The organism is Pseudomonas sp. PS01297 (genome assembly GCF_029959305.1).
Taxonomy (GTDB): domain Bacteria; phylum Pseudomonadota; class Gammaproteobacteria; order Pseudomonadales; family Pseudomonadaceae; genus Aquipseudomonas; species Aquipseudomonas helleri.
Map to the genome: position 1 here is coordinate 72,885 of NZ_JASCPQ010000001.1, position 17,221 is coordinate 90,105.

The window sequence follows — 17,221 nt, forward strand, 5'->3', positions numbered from 1 at the left end:
AGGGTCGCTCAGGGCTGTCACGCTGTGCTTAACGACGACGGAACAGAGGCATCGGTTCGTCGGTTGAAGACTGGTAGGTCACCGAAAAATCTTTCAGGCCTTCCAGTGCTTCATACGGGTCTTTGTCAGCGCGAATGGCAAACGCGTCAAAGCCGCAGCGGTGCAGATAGAACAACTGGTCACGCAGTACATCGCCAATGGCGCGCAACTCGCCTTTAAAACCATAGCGGTCACGCAGCAGGCGGGCGTTTGAGTAGCTGCGACCATCGGTGAAGGCCGGGAAGTTCAGGGCAATCACCTGGAAGTACTCAACATCCTGGCCAATCTCTTCGGCTTCTTCATCGCTGTCCAGCCACACACCCAGACCGCCGTCACGGGCTTTTAGGGCGTGAGCATGCTCGCGCCACAAGGCCAGCGGCACGATCAGGTCGTCACAGTTGGAAATACCGTCGAAGGTCGCGTCCTTTGGCAGCAAGTGCCAAGTTTCGTCGATAACCTCGTTGTTCTTAATTATTCGCTGCATAGACGCGCTCCTTGAAAGGGTCGATGCCGATACGTTGGTAAGTGTCGATAAAACGCTCATCTTCATTGCGTTTTTCAACATAGACGTCGATCAGCTTTTCAATCACATCCGGCATGTCATCTTGTGCGAACGATGGGCCAAGGATCTTGCCCAAGCTGGCATCACGGCTGGCGTTGCCACCCAGCGACACCTGGTAGAACTCAGCGCCTTTCTTGTCCACGCCCAAAATACCGATATGACCGACGTGGTGGTGACCACAGGCGTTCATGCAACCGGAAATGTTGAGGTCCAGCTCACCGATGTCGAACAGGTAGTCCAGGTCTTCAAAACGGCGCTGGATCGATTCGGCAATCGGGATCGACTTGGCGTTGGCCAGCGAGCAGAAGTCACCGCCCGGGCAGCAGATCATGTCGGTCAGCAAACCAATGTTCGGCGTGGCGAAACCTTGTTCGCGCAACTCGCCCCACATGGTGAACAACTGGCCTTCTTCAACATCGGCCAAGATGATGTTCTGCTCGTGGGAGGTGCGCAACTGGCCGAAGCTGTAGCGGTCGGCCATATCGGCAATCGCGTCCCACTGTTTGTCGGTCACGTCACCCGGCGCAACGCCGGTGGGTTTCAACGACAGGGTAACGGCAACATAACCCGGCTTTTTGTGGGCTAGGGTGTTGCGGCTACGCCAGCGGGCAAAGCCTGGATGCTGCTTGTCCAACTCGGCCAGTTCAGCGCCGAAGTCAGGCAGGGCTTGGTAAGCCGGGTCAACGAAGTGCTTGGCGATCCGTTGAACTTCCGCTTCGGTCAGCGTGGTCGAGCCGCCACGCAGGTGAACCATTTCGGCCTCAACGCGTTCAGCGAAGACTTCAGGCGTCAGGGCTTTTACCAGGATTTTGATCCGGGCCTTGTACTTGTTGTCACGACGGCCATAGCGGTTGTAAACACGCAGGATGGCCTCGAGGTAGCTCAGCAAGTCTTGCCACGGCAGGAATTGATTAATGAACGCGCCGACCACCGGCGTACGGCCCAGGCCGCCACCCACGAGCACGCGGAAGCCCAACTCGCCAGCTTCGTTAAACACAGGCTCCAGACCGATGTCGTGAACTTCGATGGCGGCGCGGTCAGACGCCGAGCCATTGATCGCAATTTTGAACTTGCGTGGCAGGTAGGCGAATTCCGGGTGGAAGGTGGTCCACTGACGAACGATTTCGCACCATGGGCGCGAGTCAATCAGTTCGTCTGCCGCCACACCGGCGAACTGGTCGGTGGTGACGTTGCGCAGGCAGTTACCGCTGGTCTGGATGGCGTGCATTTGCACGGTTGCCAGTTCTTCCAGAATATCGGGCACGTCTTCGAGAGCCGGCCAGTTGAACTGTACGTTCTGGCGGGTACTGATGTGGGCGTAGCCTTTGTCGTAGTCGCGGGCAATCTTTGCCATCATTCGCGCTTGACGCGAAGTCAGTTGGCCATACGGCACGGCAACCCGCAGCATTGGGGCAAAACGCTGGACATAAAGGCCATTTTGCAGGCGCAGAGGGCGGAACTCTTCTTCGCTCAGCTCCCCTGCCAGGTAGCGTCGGGTTTGATCTCGGAACTGCTTTACGCGGTCCTCGATGATCCGCTGATCGTACTCGTCATATACGTACATATAGGTCCTGTTCTCAGGCTGCTTACAGCTTATCTGCGCGCACGGCCGCGCACTCCCCACGGAGCGGTCGCAAGATACCAGTTTGTAGTTATGCGCAAAAGTGATGTTTAAGCATATGCAAAGAACCAAAGCGACTATAAGAGGCTGATTCTCAATCACTTACTTGTACAAAGGGTATTACGGGTCTTTACTTAAAGACATTCTTCTAAGCATTCACCCATAAAACCGAAAAAAGGCGATGCGATGAGAACTCAAATGAAAGTGCGCAAAACCAGCAGCAGAGTAGATGCGTGGGCCATTCTTTTTCTGGTCATCCTGGTAGCGGCCGCCGCGCTGTTCTGGAGTAGCCATTCATAAATGGCGTTCCTCCTGCTGACTGCGATATCAGGTGACGCGCAGCATACAGACCGACGATTATCTGCAGCATCCCCCAATCGGTTCCCTCTCCTTCGGGAGAGGGCTAGGGTGAGGGGCTCTTGATTTTTTGTACATATCCGTTGCTGCGGCAACGGCCACTTGCGGCTAACCCGGCGTCCTGCCGGGTGCCCTACTGCGCAAAACCTGCGTTCGGCTAGCGTGGTTTAACGAGGCCACTTAGATCAAGATCAACAGATCGCGAGGCAAGCTCGCTCCTACAGAGCCTTTAGAATCAATCACTTATATTGTTTGATAAGAGCTGCCTTCGGCAGATACAAAAAGGTGATGGCTACTATCTAAAGTCGGCGTACGGGATCAACGGTTCAACCGGCAATGGCAGGTTGCCTTGCCAGGCGTCGAAGGTGTAGCGCAGGTACAGCATGGCCCGGCTTGGAGCGTAGCCTTCGCTGTGCTGATAGAGCAAACCACCGCCCAGTACCAAGTTGTCCGTCAGTCTGCGTTCGGCCAGCCCTTGCAGGCGTATGCCGATACCATTGCTGCTCCCGCCCGAGGTTTGGCCAAGTGGCTCGGCAAGTTCGAAACCTTCCTGGTCAACGACGCTAAGCAGTTTGTCGTTCAACCCGCTCAACGGATAAAGGTCGTTGGATTTGGTTTTGGCATAAGACCAGCCCACCGAGCTTTCCAGTGACACCGACCAATTGGGCGTGCGCCACGCATAGTTCAATGGCACCCCGATCGAGAAGTATTGCTGCGGGCTGTAATACCCGCCCTGACCGAGGGTGTATTCGCTCAGGTCTTTGTCGTAACCCCAGTACATCACTGTCAAACCGGTGCGCATGCGTTCATCGGCACGCTCCACAAGCCGGTAGTAATACCCGGCCATGGCGGTGTTTTTGTGGTTGTTTTCGACGTTTTTACCCCGCAGCCAATGCTGGCCCAAGCTCGCCCATACCCCGTCAACGCCGCCTTCGTCATGGCTCAGGCTCAAGGTCAGGCCGTTTGAGGTCACGCCGCCCCAGGTCACGCCGGTGTTGAGGTCTTTTGCTCCGCTGTAAGACAGGATCGAGTTACTCAACGGGCGACGCGAGCCTGTCAGGGTCCAGCCCAAGGAACCGATTTTGTTGCTGTAGGCCACGCCACCCAGCCAGTTGGGCACTTTAAAGGTGTCTGGCGTACGGCCAACGTCGATGTTCCAGGTTTCGTTTTTCCAGCCAGCCGCCAGTGTGGTGCCTCGAGCTGACTGTGAACGGTCTTCACAGCCTGAAAAAATCGGCTCGTCGGTGCCTTTGCGTTTGATGCCTATCGCGCAGGTGCCGTAGCTCTCACGAACAAAACCGTCTTCGTCTGCGTCGAACTTGCCCGCATCCATGTCGATTTGTTCCGCCCGGACAAAGCCGCTGCCGTCGGCGATGGGTAAGTCCAGTTGCAGGATGGTGGTCTGGGTGTCGGTGTCCGAGGTGCCCGCCGAAGCATCGTCTGCGCGCCATCCGTAATCGGTATACAGATGCAACGTCGGGTTTTGCCGCTGGTATAACTCGTCGACGTCGCTGCGCAGGCTTCTTTCAAGCCATTCATCGTCGTCTTTTTCACGGCTGGCCAGGGTCATTGCCCGGTTGTCGCGCGGGTTGGCCTGTGCGGGTGTGATCAACCCGGCGCCAGCCATGCCTTTGGCGTAGTAGTCCAACGCCTGTTGTGGCTGCTTGGCGGACATCAACCGCGCAGCATCGCGATAGATCGTAGGATCGTCCTGCGGGTTTTTCAGCAATTGGGCAAACAGCGCCTGAGCTTTGTCGGGTTCACCCACTTCGGCCCAGGCATTGGCCACCAGCCGTTGCTGTGTCGGAGTCAATGCCTCGCCGGGCGCAGGCTTGAACTGTTCCAACTGGCGGCGTGCGGCGTCCAATTGACGCGTGTTGATCAGGGTTTCGATTTGCCCGAGTTGCGCGTCAGTGTTGCCGGGATCCTTGCGCAGAACGTGCGCATAGAGTTTCTGCGCTTGCGCGTAGTCTTCACGTTCCTGCGCCCAGCGCGCCAGGGTCAGCAGGTCGTCGTTGTCCGGGTTCTGCATCAGCAGGGCAATCGCCTGAGGCTCATTGCCGGCTTTGCGCAAGCTGTCAGCGCGGGCCAGCAGTTCGCTGCGCTGCAGACGCGCATCCAGTTCGCGCATGGAGTCGTTCCACTGCGCTTTGGGCAACTGCTCCAGCACGCTCAAGGCGCTGGCATTACGCTCGGTACTGGACAGGTACAGCGCATAGGCATATCGCGCCTCAGGGTTTTGGCCCTGATGCTGCATCAACTGTTTAAAGCTGTCGTCAGCCGCGCTGGGCTGGTTGATTTCGCGCTGGGCATTGGCCAGGCGATAAGTCAGCCAGGGTTCATCCGGTGTCAGGTTGCGCACTTTGCTGAGCAAGGCCACCACTTGCGGCCAGTCCTTGCTCTCGCTGGCCGCATCGGCCAGGCGGTTCAGTTCGTCCACTTCCAGGCTTTGGCGCGTGGAGGCAAATTCTTTTTGCAGAGAGGGCGGTAAGCCATCAAGAAAATATTTGGCTTTGTCTGGCGATTGAGCCGCATACAAGCGCAGCAATCCCCGTACAGCACTGCTATTGGTGGGTTCTAGCCGTCTGGCTTGCAGCAACAAGGTTTCGGCCTGTGTCGTGTCATGCCGTGCTAAAGCGACGTCAGCTAACCCTATCAGCGGTTCAGCTTCACGCGTTTGGGTGCTACGAGCTTTTTGGTAGGCGTTGAATGCTGCGTTGACGTCGTTGCGCTGCAGAGCTTTCTCGCCCAGAGAAAGTAGCGCGCGATAGCGACTGGCATCCATCAAATCCTGCCATTTACTGATTTTGAACGTGTCTTGCTCTTTGCTGCGCGCAGTATTGAATGCTGCGTAGGCCGCGTCATACCGAGCTTGACGGAAAAGGGCGACGCCAAGTGCACCGGACAATGTCGTGTCATCGGGATAATGCTTGAGTGCGCGCCGTAACAGGGCTTCAGCCGTCACTGGGTCACGTGACTGATCAATCATCTGCTTGCCGCGCGTACCGGCGACCCAAGCCGGGTCTGCGAGCAATTGCTGCTGAACTTTAAGCTTTTGGGTGGCTTCACTCAGGACCGGAGAGCGCGGATAACGCTGCAAGTACGCTTGCCATGCCAACGTGGTGGAGCGGTCAATCGGCAAGGTACTGAGGTACTCGTATTCGCGCTCTGCTGCTGCGTTGATGGCATTGGGGTCTGTCGACAGTTCATGGAGCACCGCCAGCGCCTCGGCATCTCGTTTTTCACGAAATAGCAAGTCGGCCAAGGTTTGGCGCAGGCCGATGTTGCCGGGGTATTGCGCATCCAGCGTTTTTAATTGCTCGATGACGCGCGGGCGTTGCCCGGTGATATTGGTGCGAATGCGCAAGTATTCCAATGCGGTGGCAAAGTCCGGCGGAGCATCGCCAAACAACTGCTCAAAGATGACGGCAGCCTCTTCAGGGCGTCCCCCAGCCGCATACAGACGCGCCTGTTGCAATTGCACCTGGACTTGCGGATCCTGCAATTTCATCAGGTTTTGCGCCTGACGCAGTGCCAACGAGTCAGGTGCCAATTGTTGCAGATGGGCCAGACGTTGCTTGGCCAGCTCCGGATTTTTGTCCAGCAAGGCCTGACGCACCGACGCCGCCAGGGCTTGCGGGTTGTCCGGTGCGATTAACCACAACCGCGCCAATGAGTCGCGCACCAGATCGTCCCGATACAAGGCTTCGCCAATGCGCACCTGTTCCAGCAACCACTGTTGCTGGTCCTGGATGCTGACCGGCTGCGCCAGTGCCGAAGTCGAGATACCGCTGAACAAAACTGCCCATGCCATTAGTTTTTGCATGTGTTAACCCACGCCGGTAAAAGCTGACCATCCTTGTCAAAGCGATAGCGTTGTTCATTCCAGCCCTGGCCAAACAACAGCAAGGACTGGTTGTAATAAGCATCCGCCGCGGGTGGCTCGTGCTGTACCCGTGCCTGTTGCACGACATACGCCGGTGAGCCGGTACTGGCGAGCAGTGGCAACAGGGCGGCCGAGAAACCCACGGGGCCGGTGCCGGTGTACTGGGCGGTGAGGGCGTCTACCGACTCTGGCGGATAACCCAGGGTTTGGATGAGCGTAGCCATGGGTGCAAACTGCGCCTGCAAAGCCTGACGACCCGCCGCGTCCTTGGCCAGCATGCCGACCCACAGGTACACGCGAATCGCATCATAGCTGCCGGTACTGCCGCTCTTGGGGTCAGGCGCCCAGCCGCCCCCGGCTTTCCACAACAGCCAGTTGGGTGCAAAGCCCTTGGGTGAACCTTCGACCAGCATGCGCTGTTGACTGGCCGCCAGTTCAGCCCAAATGGGCGCTACCTTGGTAAAGCGGGCAAGCAATTGCGGCGGCAGATAGCTGGGGTTCAGCCGCCAGCCTTCAGGGCTGTCAAACCCTGTATCGCCCGGCAGTAACATCAGGCCCAACCCTGGCAGCGGCCGCAGGCTTTGTGCTGCGGTGCGCCAGAGCATGTTTTGCCCCAGCGCCAGGTACTCCGGCGACTCCCACAAACGCCCGGCTTCGAGCAGGGTGTAGGCGATCCACAGATCGGCATCCGTGGCATTGTTGCTGTCGAGCACCTGCCATTTGCCGGACTCGGAGCGGCCCCATTCCCAGGCGGGCAGGTGCGCATCCAGGCTGCCGTCCGCCAGATTGTTGTGGGTCCACTCCAGGATCCGCTCAAAGCTTTTGCGATCATTGGCGAGCAAGGCGAAAAACAAGCCATAACTCTGACCTTCCGAAGTGGTGATCAATTGCTTGGACGAGCGATCAATGATGCGCCCGTCGCTGCTCATCATGGCCTGCTTGTAATTGTCCCAGGCAGACCAGTCACAGCTCGCGGCACTCGCTGCCTGAGGTAACAAGCCAAGGGTCAAGCTCAGAGCGAGCACTGCAAGACGTGGCATCGATCAGTCATCCTTGTGCAAGCGGCGGTGAGCTGCCCAGCTCAGGGCACGCCACAACAGGAAAGCACTCAGCAATACGCTGATCACCGCCAGAATCGCCAGCAGAACCGGGTGCTCAGAGAGCTGGTACCACATCAGCAGGTACCACGGCAGGTTACCCACGTAGTACTGATCACCGACCAATTGACTGTAGATCCCGCTGCTGCGAATCAACGCCACGGAACCGGCCACGGCATCCATTTTGCCGCTGTCGACCAGGGTTTCGCGCAGCAGGTTGAAATCGGCATCGTCATTGCCCAGTAAACCTACAACGCTGCGCTGGTTATGCGAAGGCGACTGCATGCCGATGATGGCGGCGATAGGCGCCTGAGCGGTAACTTCAACCCGGTTGGCGGGCTGATTACGATCGTCAGTGGACGGACCGCGGCGGTTGGTGGCGTCAATGGCCGTGTTGCCGTAAGGCTGCACCAGCATGTCGTGCTGGCGTTGCAACAACAGGCTGAGGTCCGGGTTATCGCGCATTTCAGGCGCCATTTGGCCCAGCAACAGCAGGTCGGCATCTTCTTTGGAGGCCGATGCCCAGTCATCACTCAGGCGTACGCCAAAGGCCGGGTAGCCCGTGCGAGCAGAAATGCTGGCCACGGCTTCCAGCAGGGTGCTGATTTGCGTCGGGGTGCCTTTGCTCGGCACCACTACGATGGATTCCGACATGTCGGCCATGCGGCTGAACGGGAAGCCGCTGCGGGCAAAGACCTTGAGGTCAGGCATGCTGATGTAGTGGTGATAGCCGGACAAGTCGATGGTTGAGTCTTCATCGATAATCGCCTGGGTATTGGCCGGCAGAATGGTCTGGCAGTGATCGCGCTGGGCGCTGCCCATGGTGCTGGCGAAGCTGAAGTCAAAGCGCAGGCGGTTACGGTCACCGATTTTAAGCGACGGTACGATCAGCTTGTCGTTGACGTTGGCCGAGTCATTGGACAGGACCGACAAGCGCAGCTCTTCGAAGCGGCTGTTGTCTTTGCGAGTCAGCGGCAGGCTGGTGATGAACTGATCGTTGAGGCTGATGTTCAGACGCGAATCATCATTGGCCGACGGCGCGGTGTAGCGGTATTGCGTGCGCAGCGGAATGCCTTGGTTACGCCAGACAAACAGGTCAGGCGGCAGGTTGACGTCCAGGGTAATCGGCCGTGGTTGCAAACCGCTGACTTGCAGTTGCTGCGGGTAGTCGATCAGCTCGGCAAAGCGCACAGGGCGATCGGTGCGCATCCAGGCCGGTGCGTCGTAAGGCTTGCGCGGTTGCAGCTCTTCAACTTTGTTGATGGTTGCCCGCGAGCCGCGCAACAGGTTGCCGCCCAGCGCCAGTGCCTTGGCCGCCGTGGCGAGGTCTTCTTCGTTGCGGCCCATGACCAGCAGCACTTTGCTGTAAGGCGCATCAGGGTGATCAATCAGCTCAACCACCGGGGCATCGACGGCCGGGAATTTCTCCAGGTCGCTCATAAACGCCGGGCGATGGTCGTTGGTGGCAAACACCACGGTGGGTTGGGTGGCTTCCTTGCTTTGCACGCTAGGCAAGGTGTCAAACAGTACCGGGAACTTGGAGCCACGCCAGTTGGCCTGGCTGCCGAAGTACGAGGCCAGAATCGCGGCGGCGCGTTGCTCGCCCAGAGTCGGGTTGGCGGCAAACACAAACGGCAGTTCCAGCGTGCCGCTGTTGCGCGGGTCGAAGAACGGCAGCGGGAAATACGCGAGGTCGTTGGTCAGGCTCAGCGCCTGCTCTTGCAGGGTCAAGCTGCTGCTGCGGCTGATATTGACCCACAGGGTGTTGTTGGCAGGGTCTTCGCAGATGTCGGTGTAGTGGCCGATAAACTCAAGGCGAATGCGGTTGAAGTCCGAAATCATCCGGGGATCAAGGGCCATTTTTTGCTGAGTCTGGCGCCCCAGTTGATCTTTCTCGATGGGCAACACGCCCATCAACACGTCATTGAGGTACACCCGAATATGCGAAAGCGTCGGGATCAACGAAGGCGAGGGGGTGTAGTTCAGTTGCAGGCTGGCATCACTGGCGATGCGGTCGCGGCGCAAGGTGAACTCAACTTGCTCGGAACTGTTGATGCCCAGCAGCAGGGTGTCGGCCGGGCGACCCAATTGCTCGAAGGTCCGCGTGACGGTCCAGCTTGGTAGCGGGTCGGTACTTTGCGTGATCGCAGGTTTACCCTGCGCCGCCGCGCTGCCAGTTGGCAGGGGCAGAGGGGCAGCCATCAGGTCGCAGGCGAGGGTCATCAGCGCGAGGCTGGCGAAAAGATTTTTTTTGGCGAATCGACTCATGATTTGCTCACTGGCCGGGAAATAAGAGGGGTGGACGCTTTGGGCATGCGCGGCAAAAAGCTGCCCAGCCATTGCAGTACTCGCACAAAAGGCCGTGCCAGATGGCGCAGCCATGCAGGCAGATACTGATAAAGGCGGTAGTAGCCTTTAGCGCCCAGGGCGAGGATTTCTTTGAGGCTTTGAACCGGCTTGTCCGCTTCAAAGCCACTGTTGTAATCGAGCCAGGCATCGGCCCGGCCAAAGGTGCACTGCACAAATTCGATTTTTTGCTCGGGTGGCAAATCGGCAAAGTTCAGGCCCATAAACAAGTCTTTGGAACGCGTGAGGGTGCCGGTGAAGACAAACTCGCGGTTGCCGCGCTGCAGGATCAACGACACCAGTGAGCCGGTGGCCAGCGGCAACGGTTGATTGAGCAGCAGGCCGACACCACCGTCGGAGTAGTCCACCAGCTCACACGGGTAGCTATGGCCGTCAGCCAGCTTTATGGCGCCGGGCAGGCGGGTTTGCACCCGATGGGTTTGCCGGACCTGGCGCACTTCAGCCGCCACAGCCACGGCCGCACCAATAATCAGCAGGTTGTAGATCACCCACAGCACACTGACGATCACCGTGATGATCTCGTCGGCAGGCCCGGTAAACAGCCGCCATACAGCAAAACCGAGGCCCAGTACGTTGAGCACCGAAAGCACCAGATACGGTTTGGCGGTCTGCCAGTCGAACTGGTTTTCTTCCATCAAGCCGCCTTTGGCGGTCACGTTGAACTTGCCCCGCGAAGGACTGAACAGGGCCACGGTGGTCGGCCGGGCGATGTACCAGGCCAGCACCGTCTCGTAAACCTCACCCCAGAATGTCTGGCGATAGGCGCCTTGCATCCGCGAGTTGGTCAGGCTGGCGTGGATCATGTGCGGCAGCACGTACAGCAGAATCATCAGGGCCGGGGCATAGATGATGTAGGCGTGCAGCAACAGGAAAGCCAGGGGCGCGGTCAGGAACACCAGCCGTGGCAGGCCTACCAGAAAGTGCAACATGGCGTTGGCGTAACAGACCCGCTGGAAGATCGTCAGGCCTTTGCCCATCAGCGGGTTGTCGGTGCGGAAGATTTGCACCATGCCCCGTGCCCAGCGAATACGCTGGCCAATGTGTGCCGACAGGCTCTCAGTGGCCAGGCCCGCCGCCTGCGGAATGCGCAAGTAAGCGGAGTTCCAGCCCTTGCGGTGAAGGCGCAAAGCGGTGTGGGCGTCCTCAGTGACTGTTTCGACAGCAAACCCGCCTATGGACTCAATCGCCGTGCGTCGCACGATTGCACATGAACCGCAGAAAAACGCCGCGTTCCACATGTCGTTACCATCTTGAACCAGGCCATAAAACAGCTCGCCTTCGTTGGGACGGTTGCGGAAGGTGCCCAGGTTTCGCTCGAACGGGTCGGGCGAAAGAAAGTGGTGCGGGGTTTGTACCAGCGCCAGTTTCGGGTCACGCAAAAACCAGCCCACGGTCAATTGCAGGAATGAGCGGGCAGGCATGTGGTCACAGTCAAAAATCGCCACCAGATCACCGTCAATCTGCGTCAGGGCATGGTTGAGGTTACCGGCCTTGGCATGGCGGTTATCGGTACGGGCGATGTAATTGATGCCCACTTCATCGGCAAACGTCTTGAAGCTTGGGCGGTTGCCGTCATCGAGCAAATGGATGCGCAGTTTGTCTTTCGGCCAGTCAATGCCCAGTGCGGCGTACACCGTGCCACGGGTGACCGAGAGTTCTTCGTTATAGGTCGGGATCAGCAGGTCAACAGTTGGCCACTGGCTCGGGTCTGCTGGCAGCTGCGCAGGTTTGCGGTTCAGCGGCCATGACGTTTGCACGTAGCCGAGGATCAGCACCATCCAGGAATAGGTCTCGGCCAGCAGCAGGATCAGCCCGCAGACCAGGTCGAGGCTGTCACTCCAGTTCAGCGTCGAGGTGTAGCGCCACCACAAATAGCGGCACGAAATGATCACTGACAAGGCGATCAGCAGCAGCGTCGGAAAACGCCCCGGCAAGCGCCGCACCAGCATCGCAATGGCCCACAACAGCACCACAAACACTAACTGGGCCAAGTAACCGAAGGGTTCGGTCACGCAGATAAACACCAGCACCACTACCAGGGCGCCGATGGCGATATAGAGTATTTTGCGCAGCGGCCAGTGCATCGAGCTCCACCAGCGCGAACCTTTACGCACTTGCGGGCTGATGGCTGAAGGCAACTGTTCAAAGCTGTTGGCCAGCAGATTCCAGGGCTTTTGCACAATGCCGATCAAAGCCTTGAACGCACTGGCGAAACGACGGCGGGTACGCTGACGCTGAGGCAAACTTTGCTCACCCGGGCGAACCAGCAATAGCCAGGCGATCTGGATGATGTAACGCAGCGGGTCGCCAATAGTGGGGCGTTTGTCTGCCAAGTGCGGGAACAGGCTTCGGTGTTGCGCGCGCAGGGCTTTCCATGACGGGGCTTCCAGACGCAGGAATATCCAGCCAACAGCCTGGATCAGTGCCAGCACCAACGCGGTGAAGCGGGTGCAGTTCTGTTCACGGCGCAAATAGGTGTAGGGGAACCAACGGTCGATCATTCAAGCCTCCCGCCACGCAGCATGCACCAACTGGCCAGGCTGATCAGGTCTTGAGCGATCAAGCTGCCCGGGGCATAACGGCCGGTGGGTTCACGCTTGGCCAAGGCTTCAGCCATGGCTTCATCGGCATGCAAATGGATGGGCAGCAAATGCTTGCCGAAATGGTTCTGCCAAAGCAGCAACATATCGCGCTGCAACTGGCTGGCCGGCTCAAAGCGATTGATCAATAAGCGCCCCGCACTGCTGCGCATCGGTTGCAGCAGTACATGGCTCGCCGCGTCGAGATTCAACACCGTAAGGGCAATGTCACACCGCGGGTTGCTCGCGTGCCCCGGCAAACGCTGTGGCAGGTCAAACAGCACCCAGTCATAGCTGTCGGCCAGGCTGGTTTGGCGTTGCGCCCACAGTTGCGGCTGATCACGCAGCAAGGTGTCGAGTTGCAGGTGCTGCTCAACGGCGAGCGTGCCGTAGGGCAATACGTCCAGGCCCGGCTCAATGTTCCAGGCGTCTTTATACCAAGGGCTGTTATTCAGCGTGGCAGGGGCCCAGCCACCCGGCAGTGCGTAATCAAGATTGAAATGCAGGCCCAGGGTGTTTTCCGGGCACATATCAACCACCAGCACTTTCTGCCCGAGGGTTGACAGTGCATAGCCGAGTGCCGCGAGGGTTGAGCTGGTGCCTACTCCGCCGCGAATACCTTGCAGGCTCAGGGCGATCATGGAGTGTCGTCCAGAGCGGCAGTCTTGTGCCGCGCCTCAAGGTGGGCCAGTAACGGCCAGCGCTCAAGGGCTTGCAGCAACTCCACCTGCGCAGAGATATCGACGTAGCGCAGGTCGGGCAGGTCCACCATGAATTTAAGGCGTTCAATATCATCGGCGCGCTCATTGCGCGACAGGATGTCCGCGCTTATTTGAGCTGCTGTGGGTAAGGTAGCCATCCACCGTTCTCCTTGATTCGAACATAAGGTTTGCCGTTGTAATCGAGCACAACGGTCCCTGAGTTTTCCGATACTTTTGCGGTTTGCGGCAGGTCCTGGAGCAAGGCTGACCAGTCCACGGTCTGGCCGTTGCTGAGCTGCGGGCTGGCATACAGGCGTGCAATGATTTCAGCGATCGCCAGGTAGCTGCTTGGCTGAGTGATATGCACCGGCTCGGTCTGGCCGTCGTCGCCCATGTTGATCAGCTTGAGGCCCACCGGCACATGGGTGATGGACTCGCTAGGGATTTCACGCATGCCGGAGATCTGCATGCGGTCACCGTGCAAGGCGGCGCCATGCTCAGGCACGATGGCCACCACCACGCGACGTCCGCTTTTTTGCAGCTCTTTGATGAAGGCGTTGAGATCGTCAAGCAATACCTGGGCGCGGCTGCTGTAGTCCGCCGCCTGGGTGCCGCCATCGGCTCTCACCTGACGGTTGCCGTCATGCAGGCTGGTGGTGTTGTAGAACAGGGCCATGTTCGGCTTATCGCTGTTCAAACGGTGTTGCCACCATTTACTCAGTACGTCACGGTCGCGCCAGATCGGCGAACCGTCAAAGCCGACATAGGTACGCTGCAAACCGGCCGGGATGACGCCCAGGGCAGGTGGGGGCAATTGGCCCTGATCGCGAACCTCTTGCAAGAAGCCATCGAACTCGCCGGTGTGGTTGAGCATCAACTCATCGGTAAAGCCCAGCTTGCGCAAATCGTCGAACAGCAGGCATTGATCGGGCGGCTGTTTATACAACTGAGCGTGCGAGGTCTGCCCGCAACTGGCGCGCAGCAGCCGAATGGCGGCAGGGCCGCTATAGGCTGTCGCCGAGTTGAAGTTGTCGAAGATCACGTCCATTTGGCTGAACAACGAGTTGTTGCGCAGCCCCACGGCATCAAGGTCATCCCAGGCCAACGAGCAGATGTTGATGACCAGCAGGTCAAAGGGCGGCGGTTTGACTGCGGGCTCTTTGAACTCAACCTTACGCTGCGCTTCGTTCTTGTAGAACGTATCGAGGTAGGCGTTAAGCGTCGCATCGTCCGGCTCACCGCCGCTGCTGCTGGCCGGTGTCGCAGCACCGCTGGTGTTGTTGGCCATTGGCAGGCTCACTGGCGCTGGCAGCAACGCTTGCAAGCTACCCAGGCTCAACCACACAAAGCCCAGCAGAGTGAGGGTGGTGAGGCGTAACCAGGGGCTGATAAACAGGTAGCCAATGATCAGCACCAAGAGCAAGGCGCACACTTGCCAGTCAATAAAGCGCCCCAGCAACTCAATGATGTAATCCGCCGAAAAGTTCAGGACACCGGGCTGCGCCAGTAAACGGCTGAAGGGCGGGAACCAGGTGTCCTGGTACAGCAATGCGACGGCGACGGGAATCGCCAGCAACGTGCGGGCACGGCGCAGCATTGGGTGGGCAATCGGTATGAGCAGTGCCAAGGCAAAAATCAGGTTGGGCACAATCTGGAAGTTCAGGTGCCCGGTCCAGGTCAACAGGAACTTGCCAAGGAAATACAGGTTCCAGGCACCCAGTCCGCGCCACACCGTGGTTAGTTTTTGCGGAACAGCCGCAGGTTTAGACAGATTCATCCGGCGCTCTCATCGAAGGGCTGGCGGGTGCACGACGTCTGACACCGCAGGATTTCAGGTAACGCGGCGGCAAGTACTGCTCAAAATGCGCTTTGAGGTACTGGCGAATACGCTGTGAGAACAAAGTCAGGAGTACGGTTACCCCGCAGGTCAGGGCAATGACCTGCACAAGTTCCATAAAGGTCATGGCTGTGGCTCGCTGACAGTCAAAGTGATGCGCTGCGGTTTAATCGCGGCACGGCTTCCGGGAGCCGGTTGGGCCATGATCAGCGGCTCAACGGGAATATTCAGATGAGGGGGCACAGAGTCATCTTCCATAAAGGCATCTTGATCCAGATCCGTCGGGCTGCTCAGCGCCTGACGGGTCAAAAACAGGTCGCGCCAGGGCAGGCGGCAGATGTTGGCCAGCGCTGGCTCCAACGCGTCTGCACGGCAGGCAAACAGAAACAGGTACAGGTCGCCGTTGAGCAAGCAGGCGAAATCGCCCAGTCGGCGTAAACACATTTGGTTCAGGAACAGCTCTTGTTTGAGCCCGGCAACGGGTTGGAACTTGAGCAGTTGATGGGGCACTTCACCGGAGCTGTTTTGATACAGGTGTTGCACCTGGGTGATGAACTCACGGGGACTTACCAGGCCGCGAATGGCCGGTGGCCGCTGGCGCTCAAGCAATGTGGCAAAGTCGGTGCCCTGGGTGTGCTGCCAGCGTTGGCCCTGAATACTTTCGATCAGGCTCAAAAAGCGCGACAGCAAGGTGCCATCAGGAATGATCAGGTTGACCCCGCACGCCAATAGCAAACGCTCGTCGCGATAGCGCACGGCAGGTTCCAGTTCACGCACAACAATCTTTAAAGCCGGGCCGCACTGTTCGCGCAGGTCGTGCAGTTGCTGCGCCAGCTCCAGCAGTTGATGGCTGCTGTCGATACCGACGATCACCGTGGCTGCGGTGGCAGAAGCGGCTTGCTGAAGTAATGTCTGGCGGTCATTGAACAGGTACCAGTGATTGGACAGCGGCGGGCTGCCTTCAAGCACCGTGCGTTCAGCGAGGTAGACATGCTGGTCGTCAGCGACGCGCGGTGCGATGTCGGCAACGGGTTCCGGAATCAAGGCCAGGGTTTTGTTGCGGGTCGAGAGTTTGAACTCCAGCCCGGCGCTCACCCCAATGTCGTTGTACCAAAAGTGCACGTGATAGCGCGTTTCGCCGTTATGTCGATACAGCCGACTCAACCCGGAGAGTTGCTCATTGAGCGCCAGCAACTGGGCATGCAGCGGCGACGCTTCGCCGTGGGCGATTACCAACAGGGTGGCGTTTCTGTCCCGTAGCCACGGGCGCAAGTGTTCGCACCAATGCTGCAGGCGTTTTGCCACCGTGGCCTCGGGCCAGCTGTTGGCCGGCACCAGCAACACAATCTGGCTATGGGGGACGATCCGCGCGCGAACCAGATCGCGGGTCAATGTGGCCAGCCCCGGCGCGATCACTTTTTGCGCGATTTCAAACAGTTTGAGTTTGTCCGGACCGCGATCAGGGGCGATCTCGTCAATGACGGTCTGAACGGGGTCTGCACACACAATCAGTGCGGCGGGGGTACTGGAGGGCAGGCTTTCCAGAAACTGACGGGCCAGCAGTCTTGCATCATCAGGCTGGTTGGCCGTAATCCAGTACAAGCCGCCAGCGCGTAAAGCAATGTGTTGGTCCAGTAATCCATGGATGCCGAGATTGATATAAGGCAAACGCTACGTTCTCTTCCAGGAGGTTCACGAGCGAATGGCGGGTTTGTTATGTATTGCGCCATTCATTCGGTGCTTGCAGGTCGGTCATCCGCCTTCAAGCCTGAGTATTGTTCAATGGCGTCAATCATGAAGTGATTGGTCGTTCGCCGACTTGATCCATGTCGCGATGTAGAGGCCCGGAGAGCCAAAATCTTAACCTTCCTTGTCAACGCACTTGGCACTCAAATAGTGGTCGATTATTTCGTTGCTGTAGGAATTTTCTTACATTTTTGTGAGGTTAGTCCATGTTTAAAACGGAAAATGTCAAAAAAATAGCTGTGTAAAAAATACCGCCATTTAATTGACGACTATAACTCGTCATTCCGCGTGTTGATCTCAAGCAATGCTAGCTGACAGAAAGACAAGCGCGACTTTCTCACTGTTCGGATGCGTGCTATTGCTGTAGTGGGTTCATCACGGATGGAACCTTTTGCGCAGGCTCATCCTCAGAGTCTGAAACCGTCACCG

The 17,221-nt window shown here is 58.2% G+C and carries 11 protein-coding genes; all 11 read right to left on the minus strand.

Going from position 1 to position 17,221, the window contains the following annotated elements; translation table 11 throughout:
* Positions 1 to 28: 28 nt before the first annotated feature.
* Complete coding sequence (locus QMX84_RS00285) at positions 29 to 523, minus strand: DUF934 domain-containing protein (RefSeq protein WP_262125867.1); 495 nt, start codon at positions 521 to 523, stop codon at positions 29 to 31.
* Positions 507 to 2,165, minus strand: coding sequence for a nitrite/sulfite reductase (locus tag QMX84_RS00290; RefSeq protein WP_262125868.1), 1,659 nt, complete (start codon positions 2,163 to 2,165; stop codon positions 507 to 509). Before QMX84_RS00290 ends, QMX84_RS00285 begins: the two co-directional genes overlap by 17 nt.
* Before the next feature lie 709 nt (positions 2,166 to 2,874).
* Positions 2,875 to 6,393 (minus strand): cellulose synthase complex outer membrane protein BcsC, encoded by a 3,519-nt coding sequence (bcsC, locus tag QMX84_RS00295; protein WP_282362792.1) that lies wholly within the window; start codon positions 6,391 to 6,393, stop codon positions 2,875 to 2,877.
* Positions 6,393 to 7,505 (minus strand): cellulose synthase complex periplasmic endoglucanase BcsZ, encoded by a 1,113-nt coding sequence (bcsZ, locus tag QMX84_RS00300; RefSeq protein ID WP_262125870.1) that lies wholly within the window; start codon positions 7,503 to 7,505, stop codon positions 6,393 to 6,395. Before bcsZ ends, bcsC begins: the two co-directional genes overlap by 1 nt.
* Before the next feature lie 3 nt (positions 7,506 to 7,508).
* A complete protein-coding gene (bcsB, locus tag QMX84_RS00305; protein ID WP_262125871.1) occupies positions 7,509 to 9,830 on the minus strand; it encodes a cellulose biosynthesis cyclic di-GMP-binding regulatory protein BcsB in 2,322 nt (773 codons plus the stop codon).
* Entirely contained in the window at positions 9,827 to 12,430 is a 2,604-nt protein-coding gene (gene bcsA, locus QMX84_RS00310; protein ID WP_282362793.1) for a UDP-forming cellulose synthase catalytic subunit, read from the minus strand. Before bcsA ends, bcsB begins: the two co-directional genes overlap by 4 nt.
* Positions 12,427 to 13,149, minus strand: a complete 723-nt coding sequence (gene bcsQ / locus QMX84_RS00315) for a cellulose biosynthesis protein BcsQ (RefSeq protein ID WP_262125873.1) — start codon at positions 13,147 to 13,149, stop codon at positions 12,427 to 12,429. Before bcsQ ends, bcsA begins: the two co-directional genes overlap by 4 nt.
* Positions 13,146 to 13,367, minus strand: a complete 222-nt coding sequence (gene bcsR / locus QMX84_RS00320) for a cellulose biosynthesis protein BcsR (protein ID WP_123749132.1) — start codon at positions 13,365 to 13,367, stop codon at positions 13,146 to 13,148. The genes bcsQ and bcsR overlap by 4 nt, the downstream gene beginning before the upstream one ends.
* Complete coding sequence (gene bcsG, locus QMX84_RS00325; protein WP_282362794.1) at positions 13,337 to 14,986, minus strand: cellulose biosynthesis protein BcsG; 1,650 nt, start codon at positions 14,984 to 14,986, stop codon at positions 13,337 to 13,339. The genes bcsR and bcsG overlap by 31 nt, the downstream gene beginning before the upstream one ends.
* Positions 14,973 to 15,173 carry a cellulose biosynthesis protein BcsF gene (gene bcsF, locus QMX84_RS00330; protein WP_153355642.1) on the minus strand — a complete coding sequence of 67 codons (201 nt, stop codon included), beginning with the start codon at positions 15,171 to 15,173 and terminating at the stop codon, positions 14,973 to 14,975. The genes bcsG and bcsF overlap by 14 nt, the downstream gene beginning before the upstream one ends.
* The gene (gene bcsE / locus QMX84_RS00335) at positions 15,170 to 16,714 is read right to left on the minus strand and encodes a cellulose biosynthesis protein BcsE (RefSeq protein ID WP_262125875.1); all 1,545 of its coding nucleotides are present in this window, start codon (positions 16,712 to 16,714) and stop codon (positions 15,170 to 15,172) included. Before bcsE ends, bcsF begins: the two co-directional genes overlap by 4 nt.
* Positions 16,715 to 17,221: the final 507 nt, after the last annotated feature.